At 57.8% G+C, this 17,316-nt stretch carries 14 protein-coding genes; 13 read left to right on the forward strand and 1 reads right to left on the reverse strand.

What is annotated here, in order from left to right; genetic code table 11:
* The first annotated feature begins 35 nt into the window (after positions 1-35).
* From ACWPM9_RS19045 to ACWPM9_RS19105, 13 genes are all read left to right on the forward strand, one after another.
* Positions 36-1,568 carry a di-heme oxidoreductase family protein gene (locus ACWPM9_RS19045; protein ID WP_484756162.1) on the forward strand — a complete coding sequence of 511 codons (1,533 nt, stop codon included), beginning with the start codon at positions 36-38 and terminating at the stop codon, positions 1,566-1,568.
* On the forward strand, positions 1,568-2,680 hold the full coding sequence (locus ACWPM9_RS19050; protein WP_484756163.1) for an imelysin family protein: 1,113 nt from the start codon (positions 1,568-1,570) through the stop codon (positions 2,678-2,680). Before ACWPM9_RS19045 ends, ACWPM9_RS19050 begins: the two co-directional genes overlap by 1 nt.
* A 4-nt stretch (positions 2,681-2,684) precedes the next feature.
* Complete coding sequence (locus ACWPM9_RS19055; RefSeq protein ID WP_484756164.1) at positions 2,685-3,764, forward strand: DUF1513 domain-containing protein; 1,080 nt, start codon at positions 2,685-2,687, stop codon at positions 3,762-3,764.
* A gap of 42 nt (positions 3,765-3,806) precedes the next feature.
* Positions 3,807-4,259 (forward strand): TspO/MBR family protein, encoded by a 453-nt coding sequence (locus ACWPM9_RS19060; RefSeq protein WP_428186199.1) that lies wholly within the window; start codon positions 3,807-3,809, stop codon positions 4,257-4,259.
* A 71-nt stretch (positions 4,260-4,330) separates the two neighbouring features.
* The gene (locus ACWPM9_RS19065; protein WP_428186200.1) at positions 4,331-4,783 is read left to right on the forward strand and encodes a PaaI family thioesterase; all 453 of its coding nucleotides are present in this window, start codon (positions 4,331-4,333) and stop codon (positions 4,781-4,783) included.
* Entirely contained in the window at positions 4,780-5,418 is a 639-nt protein-coding gene (locus ACWPM9_RS19070; RefSeq protein ID WP_484756165.1) for a 5'-methylthioadenosine/S-adenosylhomocysteine nucleosidase, read from the forward strand. The genes ACWPM9_RS19065 and ACWPM9_RS19070 overlap by 4 nt, the downstream gene beginning before the upstream one ends.
* Positions 5,419-5,489: 71 nt before the next feature.
* Positions 5,490-7,052, forward strand: coding sequence for a glutamine-hydrolyzing GMP synthase (gene guaA, locus ACWPM9_RS19075; protein ID WP_428186202.1), 1,563 nt, complete (start codon positions 5,490-5,492; stop codon positions 7,050-7,052).
* 308 nt (positions 7,053-7,360) lie between these two features.
* Entirely contained in the window at positions 7,361-8,548 is a 1,188-nt protein-coding gene (locus ACWPM9_RS19080) for a M24 family metallopeptidase (RefSeq protein ID WP_484756166.1), read from the forward strand.
* Positions 8,549-8,666: 118 nt separating this feature from the next.
* Positions 8,667-10,271 (forward strand): ABC transporter substrate-binding protein, encoded by a 1,605-nt coding sequence (locus tag ACWPM9_RS19085; RefSeq protein WP_484756167.1) that lies wholly within the window; start codon positions 8,667-8,669, stop codon positions 10,269-10,271.
* Between the two features lie 55 nt (positions 10,272-10,326).
* Positions 10,327-11,334 carry an ABC transporter permease subunit gene (locus ACWPM9_RS19090; protein ID WP_428186205.1) on the forward strand — a complete coding sequence of 336 codons (1,008 nt, stop codon included), beginning with the start codon at positions 10,327-10,329 and terminating at the stop codon, positions 11,332-11,334.
* Entirely contained in the window at positions 11,331-12,245 is a 915-nt protein-coding gene (locus ACWPM9_RS19095; protein ID WP_428186206.1) for an ABC transporter permease subunit, read from the forward strand. Before ACWPM9_RS19090 ends, ACWPM9_RS19095 begins: the two co-directional genes overlap by 4 nt.
* Before the next feature lie 3 nt (positions 12,246-12,248).
* Positions 12,249-13,088: an ABC transporter ATP-binding protein gene (locus ACWPM9_RS19100; RefSeq protein ID WP_428186207.1), complete on the forward strand. Its 840-nt coding sequence runs from the start codon at positions 12,249-12,251 to the stop codon at positions 13,086-13,088.
* Positions 13,085-13,930: an ATP-binding cassette domain-containing protein gene (locus ACWPM9_RS19105; protein ID WP_484756168.1), complete on the forward strand. Its 846-nt coding sequence runs from the start codon at positions 13,085-13,087 to the stop codon at positions 13,928-13,930. The genes ACWPM9_RS19100 and ACWPM9_RS19105 overlap by 4 nt, the downstream gene beginning before the upstream one ends.
* A 94-nt stretch (positions 13,931-14,024) precedes the next feature.
* On the opposite strand, the gene polA is transcribed toward ACWPM9_RS19105, so the two are convergent.
* Positions 14,025-16,982: a DNA polymerase I gene (gene polA / locus ACWPM9_RS19110; RefSeq protein ID WP_484756169.1), complete on the reverse strand. Its 2,958-nt coding sequence runs from the start codon at positions 16,980-16,982 to the stop codon at positions 14,025-14,027.
* Positions 16,983-17,316: the final 334 nt, after the last annotated feature.

Here is a 17,316-nt window from a genome sequence, read left to right on the forward strand (position 1 = left end):
GCTGTCTGTCGTTTGATCGGCAGCCCGATGCCAATATGATCAGGGTCAAATCTGGACCTGCGGGCGCGGTCGTTCTGGCCGCCCTTTCTTCCCTGTCAATCGTCTCAACGGCTTTGGCCGATGCTGAGCCCGCCCGTAGCGATCTCAATCCCAAGGATGCCGCACGGGTCGAGAGCGTGACACGTCCGACCAGCGATTTCTCCAAGCCGGAGAGTTTCGAGGCTATGCAAGGCGGCGCTGCAACCTCGGCAAAACCGGTCAACGCCGATTCCTTCTCGCATTTCTCCAGCAACATTACCTTTGCCGAAGAAGAAACCTTCAAGCTGGGCAATGCGCTGTTTCGCAAATTCTGGGTCTCATCGCCCTCCTCCACGCAAGCATCCGATGGCCTCGGTCCATTGTTCAACGCGCGCGCTTGCCAAAGCTGCCACCTGAAGGATGGCCGCGGACAGCCGCCGATGGCAGGCGAAGCCGCGACGTCGATGTTTCTGAGGCTTGCGCGGCCCGCGCGAACCGCAGAAGAGAAAAAAGCCGTATCCGATCTTCAAGTCCTCAACTTTCCCGACCCGGTCTATGGGGAGCAACTTCAAAATTTCGCCGTGCCAGGACTTGCCTCTGAAGGCGAGATAAAGATCCGATATGCCGAGCGATCAGTCACGCTTGCGGGCGGGGAAACGGTTTCCCTGCGCGAACCCCACTACGACGTCGGCGGCGCGCAATATGGTCCGCTCGATCCGGACACAACGCTTTCGCCCCGCGTTGCCAATCCCATGATCGGCCTCGGCCTGATAGAGGCCATCGCCGATGAGGACCTCGAACGACTTGCAGATCCCGATGATCATGACGGCGACGGCATTTCGGGAAAGCTCGCCAAGGTCCGAGACCATCGAAGCCGTGACATCCAGATCGGACGTTTCGGCTGGAAGGCGCAAAATGCGTCTGTCCGAGACCAGAGCACCGGGGCCCTTGCCGGCGACATAGGTATATCTTCCCCGGATGCACCGCGCCATTGGGGAGACTGCACTGAAGCGCAAATTCAATGTCGTCAAATGCAAAATGGCGTGCAGAAGCGCCTCGGTGAAACAGAGGCACCCGATCCTGTCATGGATCTCATAACGTTTTACGCCGAGAACCTCGCGGTCCCGATGCGCCGCGATGTCGACAGTCCCGATGTACTCAAAGGCAAGTCCGCCTTTTACGAGGCCGGTTGTGCGGCCTGTCATACGCCCAAATTCGTCACAAGCCGCAAGGCCGCGAACAAGGCCCATGCCTTCCAGCTCATCTGGCCCTATTCCGATTTCCTGTTGCACGACATGGGCGACGGATTGGCTGACGGCCAAGAGGTTGGGCTTGCCAATGGCAACGAGTGGCGCACGGCTCCACTTTGGGGTATCGGTCTCACCGATGCCGTGAGCGGCCACACAAATTTCCTGCATGACGGCCGCGCGCGGTCGCTCAAGGAAGCAATTCTGTGGCATGGCGGCGAAGCGGAAGCGGCACGCAATGCGTTCGCCGCGATGGAACCTGATGATCGCGAAGCGCTCATTACATTTCTGGAGTCCCTCTGATGCGTTTTGTTCTCGCTCTCCTCGTTGGAACGGCCCTTGCCGTACCCGTCCTTGCCCAGGATGCCAATCTTCCGCCGCCGGAGTTCAACGCCGAGAAAGTACCGGACGTCATGGCGAAGGCCGTGGATGACTTCATCCGCCCGGGCTACAGCGACTTTCTGAAATCGACTGACAAGCTGGTCGCCGATGTCGGCGGGCTGTGTGCCGAGCCGTTTCCCAAGAACCTCGATGCTGCGCGGCACGCCTTTGCATCCACTGTCGAGGCATGGTCAAAAATCGAGATCGTTCGCGTGGGGCCAGTTCTCGAGGACAACCGTTTTGAACGCATCCTGTTTTATCCGGATCGAAAGAGCACCGGCCTGAAACAGGTTCAGGCTGCCCTCGCGAGCCAGGATGAGACAGCGACATCAGTGGACACCCTTCAGCGCAAGAGTGTTGCGATGCAGGGTCTTGGCGCGCTGGAATTCATTCTCTACGGCACCGGGAACGAGGATCTGCTCGACAGCCATGATGGCTATCGTTGCCGCTACGGCATGGCCGTTTCGGAAAATCTGAAGCGGTTGGCTGGCGAACTGGTCGCAGCCTGGGACCAGCCGGACGGCATCCAGTCCGCGTGGAAACATCCGGGCAAAGACAATCCGGCCTTCAGGACCAATGCCGAGGCGGTCACGGCCCTTCTCGGCGTTCTCGTTCACGGCGCCGAGGCCATCCGCGATCAGCGCATCGAGACCTTCTACAAGGGAGCCGATGCTCGGCCATTCCCGCTGCAGGCTATCTATCGTCGGTCGGGCCTCACATTCACATCCATCGAAGACAACTTCATCGGGATCGAGACCCTTCTGGACCGCTCTGATATGGCCGAGCTGCTCGATCCCGAAGTGCGGTCGGTTGTCAGTTCGATAGAATTCGTACTGAAGTCGCTGAAGCGGACGACCCGAAGCCTTGATGCGGATGTCAAATCTGACGTGGAACTGGCGGTGACAGACAAGGCCGCACGCGCCAAGCTCGACTTCCTGATCCTCAACGCAAAGGACCTGATCCTTCGTCTCAACGATGAATATGGCGGCGCGGTTGGTCTCAGCTCAGGCTTTTCATTTTCCGACGGAGATTAACGGCATGCGCAGCGCGCTTATCGACCGGCGCGGATTTGTGAAGGCTGCGGGAATTGCTTTCCTTGCCGGCCTTTCACCACAAGCCGCCTTTGCGCTTGAGCGCGCTAATGCCGTCTTTGCCTCAGGGTTTCGATCGCCCGACGGCCGGTTCGGCATCGCCTTGCTGACCGAGAGCGGCGACATCATCGACCGAATAGACCTACCTGACCGTATCCACGGTCTCGGTTACAGCCCAGCATCGGGGATGGCCGTCGCCTTTGCCCGGCGCCCTGGAACGTTTGCCGTCGTCTTTGACGTCCGCAGGCAGGCCGAGCCGGTCATCATATCCTCGCCGGAAGGCCGGCATTTCTTCGGCCACGGCCATTTCTCTCCTAATGGACGCCTGCTTTATGCGAGCGAAAATGACTTCGGGGCCGGGCACGGCGTGATTGGCCTTTATGATGCGACAGACGGCTTTCGCCGTATCGGCGAGTTTCCCGCTCACGGCATAGGAACCCACGACATGACCGTCAGCGACGACGGTCGCTATCTTATCATCGCAAATGGCGGCATTGAGACGCATCCGGACTTTGGCCGGACGAAACTCAATATCGACCATATGGAGCCGTCGCTCGTTCTGTCGGATGCCAAGACCGGGGAACTTGTTGAAAAACACGTGTTGCCGCCGGCACTCAGACAGGTTTCAACACGGCATCTCGATACGATGGAAAGCGGACGTGTGTGGTTCGCCTGCCAGTATGAAGGCCCGCGAAACGACCTGCCTCCCCTTGTCGGGCACTTTGCCCCCGGTGAAGAGATGACCTTCGTGGATTTGCCCCACACCGTCACCGAAGGTCTTGCGAACTATGTCGGTGCGATTGCAGTCAACCGTCGTGACGGGCTCGTGGGACTTGCCTCGCCCAAGGGCGGCGTTTCCGTCACGCTGGATGCGGTTTCGGGCAAGGTGATCGATCAAGCAGCCGTGCCGGATGCCGCCGGCATTGCGCCCGCCCAACATGGATTTGCCGTTTCGAGCTACCGCGGCACCTTTGCCTCAAACCACCAGCCGGTGGCCTTTGACCAACATATTGTCAGGCTTGCTTAGGCGCAGACTTGGCTTGACCCGCTGGCACGCTATATGAAGCTCATGCGCAAGATAGTCATATACACCCTCTTCATCGCCCTCACCGTCGGGCTTGGCATTTTCTCCGGCCTCACCAATCCGCCTGGCGAGTGGTATCAGACCCTGACAAAGCCAGTGTTCAATCCACCCAGCTGGCTCTTTGCGCCGGTCTGGACCACCCTTTACGTACTGATCGGCATCGCCGGTGCGCGGGTATGGCTGCGCGCGCCTTCGTCCCTGCCGATGCAGATCTGGTTTGTGCAACTGGTCTTGAACCTCCTGTGGTCCCCGGCCTTTTTCGGCATGCAAAATCCAGCGCTTGGACTTGCCATCATCGCGCTGCTACTTGCCAGCGTCATCGCCTTTATCGTCACAGCCCGAAAGCAGAACCGGATTTCCAGTCTGCTCTTTCTGCCCTATGTCGCATGGGTGGGGTTTGCCAGCATCCTCAATCTTTCGCTCTTCATTCTGAACTGATTTGCCTCGGGCACGCTTGCCGCCCGGTCGCCAAAATGCAAATTTCGCATCTGCAAATAGGGCGGTGGACGATGGACGAAGAAACGGACAGTGGCGACTTTCGCGAACGCATCCGCTTGAGCTTTGAGCGACAGGGGGCCATGCGCACCCTGGGTGCCGAACTGACTCGCATCAATCAAGGTGCAGTCGAGATCGAATTGCCTTTCGACACCAAGCTGACACAGCAGCATGGCATTCTTCATGCAGGCGTAATCTCTGCCGCTCTCGATACCGCCTGCAGCTACGCCGCCTATTCGGTGATTGAGCCCGAAGCCTCTATCCTCACCATCGAATTCAAGGTCAATCTGATGTCCCCCGGCAGAGGTGAACGCTTCTTATTCCGCGGCGAGATCACGAAGCCCGGCTCGACTATTATCGTCGCCGACGGACGCGGTTATGCAATGGGCGACGGACCGGCCAAACTGATCGCCTCGATGACCAGCACCATGATGGTCATTCGCGGCCGAGAGGGAATTAGCGGATGAGTTTTGAACTGAAGCAGGTTGCCGGCAAATCCCTGTTGTTTGTGATGGCTGTCGACGCTGAATATGGGCCGCATTTGCGGGCTCGAATAGCACCATTGATGACAGGAGTTGGACCGGTTGAAGCTGCCGTTACGCTGACGCGCGCGCTGACCACGCTTGCGGCCGAGGACAAGAAGCCGGATCTCGTCGTCTCTCTTGGATCTGCCGGCTCCAGTACACTGGAGCAGACAGAGGTGTATCAGGCGATCTCCGTTTCCTACCGAGATATGGATGCGTCACCCCTCGGCTTTGAGAAAGGGCGAACGCCATTTCTCGACCTGCCGGTATCAGTGGAACTTCCGCATCGCATTCCAGGTGTTGGCGAGGCCAGACTTTCGACCGGTGCCAATATCGTGTCGGGCGCTGCCTACGCGTCGATTGATGCCGATATGGTCGACATGGAAACATTTGCAGTGTTGCGTGCGTGCCAGGCCTTTGATTTGCCCATGGTCGGCATCCGAGGAATCTCGGACGGCAAGGCCGAGCTCACCCATGTAAACGACTGGACCGAATATCTGCATGTGATCGATCAAAAGCTGGCGGTCGCCATCGACAGCTTGCTGAATTCCATCGAGAACACCACTTTTCCGCTCTGATACGCCCAATTGCAGACAATCGCGACAATTCTCCGATTGAAAGAATGGACGCATTTCATTAAAGGCTCGCCATGACCCAGATAGAACATCCAGACAGCGTCCTCATCATCGATTTCGGCAGCCAGGTTACCCAGCTGATCGCACGCCGCGTGCGCGAAGCCGGTGTCTATTGCGAGATCGTTCCATTCCAATCCGCCGAAGAGGGCTTCAAGCGCGTTCAGCCGAAAGCGATCATCCTTTCCGGCAGCCCGGCCTCGACGCTTGACGAGGGAAGCCCACGCGCGCCAGAGATCATTTTCTCAAGCGGATTGCCGATCTTCGGTATCTGCTATGGTCAGCAGACCATGTGCATGCAGCTCGACGGCAAGGTGGAAAGCGGTCACCACCGCGAATTCGGACGTGCCTTCCTCGAAATCAACAAGGACTGCCCACTCTTCGATGGCCTCTGGTCGGTCGGCTCCCGGCACCAGGTCTGGATGAGCCATGGCGACCGCGTCACCGCGATCCCACCGGGCTTCGAAGTTGTTGCAACGTCCTCCAACGCGCCCTTTGCCTTCATTGCTGACGAAAAGCGCAAATATTACGCGGTTCAGTTCCACCCCGAAGTGGTGCACACACCCGATGGCGCCAAGCTGATCGGCAATTTCGTGCACAAGATCGCAGGCATCAAGGGCGACTGGTCAATGTCTGCCTATCGTGCCAAGGCCGTTCAGCAGATCCGTGACCAGATCGGCGACAAGCGCGTCATCTGCGCATTGTCCGGCGGCGTCGATTCTTCGGTCGCAGCCCTTCTGATCCATGAAGCCGTTGGTGACCAGTTGACCTGCATTCTCGTCGACCACGGCCTGATGCGAAAGAACGAGGCGGCGGATGTCGTTGCCATGTTCAAGGAGCATTATAATCTTCACCTGATCCACGTGAACGCGATCGACAGGTTCGTTGGCGAGCTGGAAGGCGTTGCTGATCCTGAGACCAAGCGAAAGATCATCGGTCGCCTGTTCATCGAAACCTTCGAAGACGAAGCCAAGAAGCTCGGCGGCGCCGATTTCCTCGGCCAGGGAACGCTCTATCCTGATGTCATCGAGAGCGTTTCCTTCTCTGGCGGACCGTCGGTCACCATCAAGAGCCACCACAATGTGGGTGGCTTGCCCGAGCGCATGAACATGCAGTTGGTGGAGCCATTGCGCGAATTGTTCAAGGATGAAGTGCGCGTGCTCGGCAAGGAACTTGGCCTGCCCGATTCGTTCATTGGTCGCCACCCCTTCCCGGGCCCGGGTCTCGCGATCCGCTGCCCAGGTGGCGTAACCCGTGAAAAGCTCGATATTCTGCGCGAAGCCGACGCCATCTATCTCGACGAGATCCGCAAGGCCGGGCTGTACGACGCCATCTGGCAGGCCTTTGCCGTGCTGCTGCCGGTGCAGACTGTCGGCGTCATGGGCGACGGACGCACCTATGAATTCGTCTGCGCGCTTCGCGCCGTCACGTCGGTCGACGGTATGACAGCGGATTTCTATCACTACGACATGGAATTCCTCGGCCGTGCCGCGACCCGGATCATCAACGAAGTTCGCGGCATCAACCGCGTGGTTTACGATGTGACATCCAAGCCACCTGGCACGATCGAGTGGGAATGATGGCTGTGGCCTGACTTGCCAAATTGAGCGAGCTACAAAAGGGCATCTGCGAGGGTGTCCTTTTTTGCGCCTGGGCGCTGCCAGTCTGTGCGACGGTGCGCTGTTCCAGTCGCAAGTATTTCATGACGCGAAACTTTGGCGTTCGTTTCCCGGCGTGCGGCTAAAAAACCCTAGCGATAAAGCTTCTAACATAAAACAATGAGTTGCGTGCAACGCTTTGGAGCTTTATGCAACCGTGTATAGAACTATCGATATCAGCCGTTCAGCCCGGTCTTCAATGCCAGATGACCCGGCAACGGAAAGGAAATATGACGGATTACCAGAAGGCTCTCGGGCTTTTTCATCGTGTGAGTGCCCAGGCCATCGGTGACGCAGAATTGCGGCAGCGGATTGCCTCGCTTCAAGCCAGAATGATGACGGATGGTGTGAAGGCCGTTTGGCTCGACGCTTCCTCATCCCTCACTTATTTCACCGGCATTTCTCTCGGTCTGTCAGAGCGCATTCATGGCGCGTTGATACCAGCGAGTGGCCCAATTACCTATGTCAGCCCCGCCTTCGAAGAGCCCAAGCTCAAGAGCCTGTTGCGTATCGATGGTGAAATTCTCGTATGGGAAGAGGATGAGAGCCCCTTCGCACTGGCGGCAGAGCGGATCGACGCATTTTCTTGCGCCGGAGAGACGCTGGCCATAGACCCAGCAACGCCCTTTTCGTTTGCAGCAGCCTACATGCAGCAACTGCGCCGGCCGATCATTTCGGCACAGGCCATCATCGCCGCCCAGCGCCAGATCAAGTCGGCAGCTGAAATCGCGATCATCCAGGAAGCCATGGATGCGAGTTACCGCGTGCAAAAGGCCGTCTATGCCGGATTGCGTCGCGGGATCTCGACGACGGAAGTTGGACAATTCATCACCGCTGCCCACAGCGCTCAAGGCTTGAAGCCGCTGTTTTATGCTGCACAGTTTGGTGAGGCGACCGCATATCCGCATGGCGTGCCATATGCACAGACCTTGAACGACGGCGACATGGTACTGATCGACATGGGCGGCATCTTGCACGGATACAGATCCGACATCACGCGAACATATGTCTTCGGGCAGCCGAGCGAACGGCAGCGCTTTCTATGGAACATCGAACGCGATGCCCATGCCGCGGCGTTTGAAGCCGCGCAACCGGATGCAGCATGCGCCGATGTGGATGCTGCCGCACGCAAGGTGCTGGGCGATGCCGGCTTTGGCCCGGGCTACAAGGTGCCCGGTCTGCCGCATCGCACAGGCCACGGCTTGGGACTCGACATCCACGAGGAACCTTATATCGTCGCTGGCAACACCACGAAGCTTCAACCCGGAATGTGCTTCTCCATCGAACCGATGCTGTGCGTTTATGGGGAGTGCGGCGTCCGGCTGGAAGATATCGCCTATATGACGGCGGAGGGACCCAAATGGTTCTGCCCGCCGGAAACGAGCCTCGATCGTCTCTTCGCATCAGGATCCGATTAAGGAACTGATGGTCGCGTACCGCAGAACTTGAAATCAAGCCGCGGTTGCGAGGAAGAGACGAAGAAGGAAGGTCCGATGAGATCGGACTTGTATCAATAAGAGGGAAAGGAACAATAAAATGAAACTGCTAACCCGTAGCCTGCTCGCGGCTTCCGCGATCATGCTGGCCTCGGCCATGCCGACGATGGCAAAGACTTTTGTCTACTGCTCTGAAGCGTCTCCTGAAGGCTTCGATCCGGCTCCCTACACAGCAGGCGGCACTTTTGACGCCTCCGCACACCCTATCTACAACCGTCTTGCCGAATTCAAAAAGGGCACGACCGAGGTTGAGCCTGGTCTGGCAGAAAGCTGGGACGTTTCCGAAGACGGTCTGGAATACACCTTCCATCTGCGCAAGGGTGTCAAGTGGCAGTCTAACGACAAGTTCACGCCGACACGTGACTTCAATGCCGATGACGTGATCTTCAGCTTCAACCGTCAGGGCGACACGAGCAATCCGTGGAACCAGTATATCGCGGGCATCACCTACGAATACTATACAGCCATGGAAATGCCGTCGCTGATCAAGGAAATCGTCAAGGTCGACGACTACACGATCAAGTTCATGCTGACCCGCCCGGAAGCACCTTTCATCGCCAATATTGCGATGCCTTTTGCTTCGATCGTTTCCAAGGAATATGCCGACACGCTCGACAAGGCCGGCACCAAGGAAGACTTCAACAACCTGCCGATCGGCACAGGTCCGTTCAAGTTCGTCGCCTATCAGAAGGACGCGGTCATTCGCTACCAGAAGAATGCCGACTACTGGGGCGACGCGCCAAAGATCGACGATCTGATTTTCGCGATCACGCCGGATGCTGCCGTTCGCCTGCAGAAGCTGAAGGCTGGCGAGTGCAACCTGATGCCATATCCGGCTCCGGCTGACCTCGACTCGATCCGCGCCGATTCCAACCTCAAGCTCGATGAGCAGCCAGGTCTGAACGTTGCATACCTTGCCTACAACACCACTGTTGCTCCTTTCGATAATCCGAAGGTGCGCAAGGCGCTCAACATGGCGATGAACAAGCAGGCCATCATCGACGCCGTATTCCAGGGTGCCGGTCAGGTTGCAAAGAACCCGATCCCACCGACGATGTGGTCGTATAACGAGTCCATCAAGGACGATCCATACGATCCGGAAGCCGCCAAGAAGATGCTCGAAGAATCTGGCGTCAAGGATCTTGAAATGAAGATCTGGGCGATGCCTGTTCAGCGTCCTTACATGCCGAACGCACGCCGTACGGCTGAACTGCTGCAGGAAGACTTCGCCAAGGTCGGCGTGAAGGTGGAAATCGTTTCATACGAATGGGGCGAGTATCTCAAGAAGTCGACCGAAGTGAACCGTGACGGTGCCGTCATTCTCGGCTGGACCGGCGATAACGGTGACCCGGACAACTTCATGGGCGTTCTGCTGTCATGCGCTGCTGCCGGCGAAGGTGGCTCGAACCGTGCACAGTGGTGCAATGAAGACTTTTCCGATTTGATCTCCAAGGCCAAGCAGGTCACTGATGTCGCAGAGCGCACCAAGCTCTACGAACAGGCCCAGGTGATCTTCAAGGAACAGGCTCCATGGGCCACGCTTGCGCATTCGACACAGTTTGTGCCGATGTCTGCCAAGGTTACAGGCTTCACAATGAGCCCGCTTGGTGACTTCACCTTCGACAACGTCGATATCGCAGAGTAATTTCCGCTTACGGAGCGCGCGGGTTCTGCCCGCGCGCTCTTTTCAGGATAGGTCCATGATCCGGTTCATTCTTGGCAAACTTCTTTATCTGATCCCGACATTCCTCGGGATAACGATCATTGCCTTCGCCTTTGTCCGCGTGCTGCCGGGAGACCCAGTGCTGCTGATGGCGGGCGAGCGCGGTATTACGCCTGAGCGCCATGCGGAACTGTCAGCCATCCTGGGCTTCGACAGGCCGATCTGGGCACAGTATTTCGAATTTCTGGGCCGGTTGCTGCATGGCGATCTCGGCTATTCCCTGGTGACAAAGAAACCCGTTCTGACTGAGTTCCTGGCGCTGTTTCCAGCGACCGCTGAGCTTGGCATCGCGGCGATCCTGATCGCCACGCTGATCGGTGTTCCCGTTGGCGTGATTGCCGCCATCAAGCGCGGCTCGTGGTTTGACCAGATCTCCATGACCAGTGCGCTGATCGGCTTTTCCATGCCAATCTTCTGGTGGGGATTGCTTCTCATCATCCTGTTTTCCGGCATCCTGCAATGGACGCCGGTTTCGGGCCGCATCTCGCTGATGTATTATTTCCCTTCGGTGACGGGCTTCATGGTGATCGATAGCCTGCTGTCAGGCCAGAAGGGCGCCTTTGCTTCGGCATTGTCGCATCTCATCCTGCCATCCGTCGTGCTGGCCACCATTCCGCTTGCCGTCATCGCGCGGCAGACGCGCTCGGCCATGCTGGAAGTGATGGGGGAAGACTATGTGCGGACAGCGCGCGCCAAGGGCATGCCGCCCTCCCGTGTTGTCGGCATCCATGCACTGCGCAATGCCATGATCCCTGTCATCACCACAATCGGCCTTCAGGTCGGCGTGCTTATGGCCGGTGCCATCCTGACAGAAACCATCTTTTCCTGGCCGGGTATCGGCAAGTGGATGATCGACTCCATCTCCCGCCGCGATTATCCGGTGGTGCAGAGCGGCCTGCTTCTGATTGCGGCACTGGTCATGATCGTGAACCTGCTTGTCGACCTCACCTATGGCCTCATCAATCCGAGGATTCGTCACAAATGAGCGATATGACGACACAGACGGGCGTCAAGCTCTCAAGTGCTGCCATCCGTCGACAGATGCTGGCCGACTTCTGGTTCTACTTCCGACAGAACCGCGGTGCGGTCGTCGGTCTGGCTGTATTCGCATTGCTGGTCTTTGTGGCGCTCTTTGCCCAGATCCTGGCGCCACACGACCCGACCCAGCAGTATCGTGACTTCCTTCTCTTGCCGCCGTTCTGGCAAGAAGGTGGGCGCGCCGAATTTTTGCTTGGCACGGACGCTGTCGGCCGCGACATGCTGTCAAGGCTGATTTACGGCGCCCAGTATTCGCTGTTTATCGGTATCGTGGTGGTATCGATCGCGCTTGTCGGAGGCATTTTCATCGGCCTTTTGGCAGGGTTCTTCGGCGGATGGGTCGATACGGTCATCATGCGTGTGATGGATGTGATCCTGGCATTCCCGTCGCTGCTGCTGGCTCTTGTGCTGGTGGCCATTCTGGGACCCGGACTCACCAATGCGATGATCGCCATCGCGATCGTCTACCAACCGCATTTTGCGCGCCTGACACGCGCTGCGGTGATGGGCGAACTTCAGCGCGAATATGTGACCGCCGCCCGCGTTGCCGGTGCCGGCAATCTGCGCCTGATGTTCAAGACCATTCTGCCCAACTGTCTTTCACCTCTGATCGTTCAGGCAACGCTGTCATTCTCGTCGGCCGTACTCGATTCCGCAGCCTTGGGCTTCCTTGGCATGGGCGCACAGCCGCCGGCTTCGGAATGGGGCACGATGCTGGCCGAAGCGCGCGAGTTCATTCTGCGCGCGTGGTGGGTGGTGACCTTGCCGGGTCTGGCGATCCTGATCGCGGTGCTTGCCATCAATCTTATGGGCGACGGTTTGCGTGATGCGCTCGATCCCAAACTGAAGCGGAGCTAAGCGATGAGCCTGCTCAATATCAAGAATTTGACTGTCAAGTTCGCCACCGCTGCCGGAGCTTTTACCGCTGTCGACGGCATCGATGTGTCCGTCAGCAAGCACGAAGTTCTGGCCATCGTTGGCGAATCGGGCTCCGGAAAATCTGTTTCCATGCTCGCAGTGATGGGCCTTTTGCCGGATACCGCGACCGTGACTGCCGACGAGATGACGTTTGACGGTCAGGACATACTTCACATGTCGGCACAGGATCGGCGCAGGCTGATCGGACGGGAGATCACCATGATCTTCCAGGAACCGGTTGCCTCGCTCAATCCATCATTCACGGTCGGTTTCCAGATCGAGGAAGTCCTGCGTCTCAATCTCGGACTGTCAGGAGCAGACGCGCGTGCGCAAGCGCTTGCACTGTTTAAATCCGTCGGCATTCCCGAACCGGAGACCAAGCTCAAATCCTATCCGCACCAGATGTCCGGTGGGCAATGCCAACGCGTCATGATCGCAATGGCGATTGCATCCAAACCGCGCCTGTTGATTGCCGACGAACCGACCACCGCGCTCGACGTGACGATCCAGAAACAGATCCTCGACCTGCTGATGGACTTGCAGGAAGAATATGGCATGGCCCTGATCCTCATCACGCACGACATGGGCGTGGTTGCAGAAACAGCCGACCGTGTCGTTGTGCAATACAAGGGACGCAAGATGGAAGAGGCCGATGTACTGAGCCTGTTTGAAGCGCCGCAGCACGCCTATACCAAGGCCTTGCTGGCTTCTCTGCCGGAACATGCGACCGGTGATCGTCTGTCGACCGTTTCAGACTTCTTCGGGCAGGAGGGCGTGCAATGAACTTCACCGTTGAAGGCAAGGCCATCACCCAAGATTACCATGTTCCCGGCGGCATGTTTGGTGGCGCGAAGACCGTTCGGGCGCTGAAAGGCGTGGACTTTGCGGTTGAGCAGGGAAAGACCCTCGCGATTGTCGGTGAAAGCGGTTCGGGCAAGTCGACCCTTGCCCGTATCATCGCGCTGATCGACGCGCCATCCAGCGGAGAACTACGGATGGACGGAGACGTGGTGGATATCAGCCGCCGTCGTCCCGGTCCGGGACTGCGATCCAAGGTGCAAATGGTCTTTCAGAACCCCTATGGCAGCCTCAATCCTCGCCAGAAGATCGGCGACGTGTTGATGGAGCCGATGGTAATCAATACATCCGTCTCCACCGCTGAACGCCAGGAGCGCGCAGAAGCCATGCTGGTGAAAGTCGGCCTTGGCCCGGAGCATTTTAACCGTTACCCGCACATGTTTTCGGGCGGACAGCGGCAGCGCATCGCCATCGCCCGTGCACTGATGCTTAATCCGACGCTTCTGGTGCTGGATGAGCCTGTGTCGGCGCTTGACCTTTCTGTGCAGGCACAGGTGTTGAACCTGCTCGCCGACCTTCAGGAAGAGTTTAACCTGACCTATGTTTTCGTCAGCCATGATCTCTCTGTGGTCAAATACATCGCTGACGATGTAATGGTGATGTCGCAAGGGGAAGTGGTCGAAAAGGGAAGCCGGGAAGAGGTATTTGCCAATCCGACACATCCCTACACCCAACAGCTTTTTGCAGCGACACCGGTGACGAATATCGAAGCGATCCGGGCCCGGGTGGAGCGACGACGCGCGCTTCGCATGGGCAAAACCGGCTAAAAGATCTGCCGCAGATTGTTAAAAATTGATTGTGTCGTGGACAGCCGACGAGATGCAATACATCTTGTCGGCTGAATTTCTATGGGCGATGGTGCTAATGCGCTTCGTCCCAGTTATGGGCAGCGCGGGCATCCACCTTGAGTGGCACCCTCATGGAAATGGCAGGCATTGCTGCTTCTTCCATGACGCTGACCACCAATGGCGTGACAACCTCGACGGCCTCGTCTTCGACTTCGAAGATCAATTCATCATGAACCTGCAGCAGCATGCGCGCCTTTTCGGCGAAACCCGCCTGCGCAATGGCGGGTTCGATCTGCACCATGGCCCGGCGAATGATATCGGCAGCAGAGCCCTGGATCGGGGCATTAATGGCTGCGCGTTCGTTGAAAGCCCGCATGGACGGATTGGACGACTTGATCTCCGGATAGTGCGCACGCCTGCCGAAGATGGTTTCGACATATCCGTGTTCCCGGACAAAGGCTTTGGTCTGATCCATATAATCGCGGATACCGGGAAAGCGCTCGAAATACTTCTTGATATACTCGCCGGCCTCGGATCGCTCAATGCCAAGCTGATTGGCCAGACCGAAGGCGGAAATGCCGTAGATAATGCCGAAGTTGATGGCCTTTGCCCGCCGACGAACTTCCGACGGCATGCCTTCGACCGGAACGCCGAACATCTCGGACGCGGTCATCGCGTGGATGTCGATGCCATCCTCAAACGCCTGACGAAGCTGCGGAATATCGGCCACATGAGCCAGCACACGCAGTTCGATCTGGCTGTAGTCTGCAGACAGAAGCTTATGCCCGGGCGTTGAAATGAAGGCCGTCCGTATCTTTCGACCCTCGACGGTGCGCACTGGAATGTTCTGCAGATTGGGTTCTGACGATGACAAGCGCCCGGTCGTGGTCGATGCGAGCGAATAGGACGTATGAACACGCTTTGTCTGCGGATGAATATAGCCTGGAAGCGCGTCGGTATAGGTCGATTTCAGCTTGGTAAGCTGGCGCCAATCGACAATCTTGCGGGGCAGTTCCTCGCCCTCTGCGGCGAGATCTTCGAGGACCTGCGCCGAAGTGGACCATTGGCCGGTCTTGGTCTTGCTTCCGCCGGGCAGCCCCATCTTGCCGAACAGGATATCGCCCAGTTGCTTCGGTGAACCGATATTGAAACGCTCGCCCGCCAGCTTGTAGATTTCGTCTTCAAAGGCTGCCGCCTTTTGCGCCAGTTCGCCGGAAAGGCGCGACAGGATCTGACGGTCGACCGAAATGCCCCGCGCTTCCATATCGGCCAGAACGGGCACCAGGGGTCTTTCCAGACGTTCGTAGACTGTTGTCAGGCGATCGGCCGCAAGGCGCGGTTTCAAGGCAAGCCAGAGGCGCAGTGTGACATCGGCATCTTCAGCGGCATAGGTGGTGGCCTTGTCGATCTCGACCAGATCAAAGGTGAGCGCCGACTTGCCGGAGCCTGCCACATCCTTATACGCAATCGGCTTGTGGCCGATCCAGCGCTCGGACAAGGCATCCATACCGTGGGTGCCATTGCCGGCTTCCAGCACATAGGAGATGAGCATGGTGTCATCGAAACTCTGAATGGCGACACCGTGGCGCTTCATCACCAGATAATCGTATTTCAGGTTCTGCGCGACCTTCAGAATGGATGGATCTTCCAGCAGATCCTTCAGCACCACCAGGGCATCGTCAAACGGAATCTGCCCCTCGGCCAAACCGCCACCGAGCAGATCGCCATGTCCGTTCTTGTGGGCCAGCGGCACATAGGCCGCGCGGATCTTGCTGCTGTCGGGTGCCGCGTCATTGGCTTGAATGGCCAGTGAGAAGCCGACAAGTTCCGCCTGCATCGGGTCGAGCGATGTCGTTTCCGTATCGAAGGCCACGAGCCCTGTTTCGCGCGCCGATGCGACCCATTCCATCAGGGTCGGCATATCACGGATGGTCACATAGGTTGAGCGGTCTATCTCCTGATCGCGCAAGGCTGCTGCGCGCGCGTTGGCGAGAACCGTCGGTGACTTTGCCCCCCCGGCATCACCCGTTGCGGCACCGCCTTCAGTTGTAGTGCCACCTTCCGATTCATCGATATCGGGCCCATGTGCCTTATCGCCCCACTCGACCGTCAGTTCCGCAGATTCCACTGCATTGGCTTGCGTCTCGGTCGCCTCGGCAACCCGGCGCGTCAGCGTGGTGAATTCCATGGCCTTCAGGTAGCCGACCAGCTTCGGGCCATCCTGCGGCTCCAGCACCAGTGCATCGAGCTCCAGTTCCAGAGGAACATCGGTTCTCAATGTGACGAGTTGGCGCGACAGACGGACGAGCTCAGTATTGGCCATAATGTTTTCGCGACGCTTGGCCTGCTTGATCTCGCCGGCGCGCTCAAGAAGCGTGTCCAGATCGCCATATTCTTCCAAAAGCTGAGCTGCGGTTTTAGGACCGATGCCTGGAACGCCTGGGACATTATCGGTGGAATCACCGGTCAGCGATTGCAGGTCGATCATCTTTTCCGGTGGGACGCCCCATTTTTCGATCACCTCAGGGATACTGATCTGCTTGTCCTTCATGCTGTCATACATGTGGACATTGTCGGTCACCAACTGCATCAGATCCTTGTCGGAAGAAATGATGGTGACATCTGCTCCGGTTGCTTCCGCCTTGCGGGCATACGTGGCGATAATATCGTCCGCTTCAAAGCCTTCGGTTTCGATGCAGGGCACGTTGAAGGCGCGGGTGGCCTCGCGAATGAGACCGAACTGTGGGACCAGCTCTTCCGGTGGTGCGGAACGATTTGCCTTGTATTCCGGATAGATGTCCTTGCGAAACGTCTTTGAGGAATAGTCAAAGATAACAGCAAAATGCGTGGGCGTGACACCGACAGAGGTATCGCGCGCATCTGTCAGGAGTTTCCAGAGCATGTTGCAGAAGCCCGAAACGGCGCCCACCGGCAAGCCATCGGATTTCCGCGTCAGCGGCGGTAGGGCATGGAACGCACGGAAGATAAATCCCGAGCCGTCAACGAGGAATAGATGATCGCCTTTTTTCATGGTTGCATGGATAGCGTGGGCCGTGTTGCTCGTCCATACAAACTTGGACCGAAGGCGTCAGATAGCGTCACGCCAATGTTACCGATTTGTAATCGACCTATCCCTTGAAAAAACACATTTGGCGGCGCATTTCATAGTCACCGGCGCTTGATCACGCCGCCGTCTGAAAGTTGGCTCGTCCCCCGCCGCTTCAGGCTAGGACAAAGGCCTTATCCCCCTCTCCGGGCCTTTGTCCAATTCATCTCAAGCCGCCATGGTCCTCCCCCCAATGCCATGGCGGCTTTTGCATGCCCGCTTTCAGCCGAGCGACCGAAAATAAAATGCATCGCTAGCG

Source organism: Agrobacterium sp. H141, from assembly GCF_057158725.1.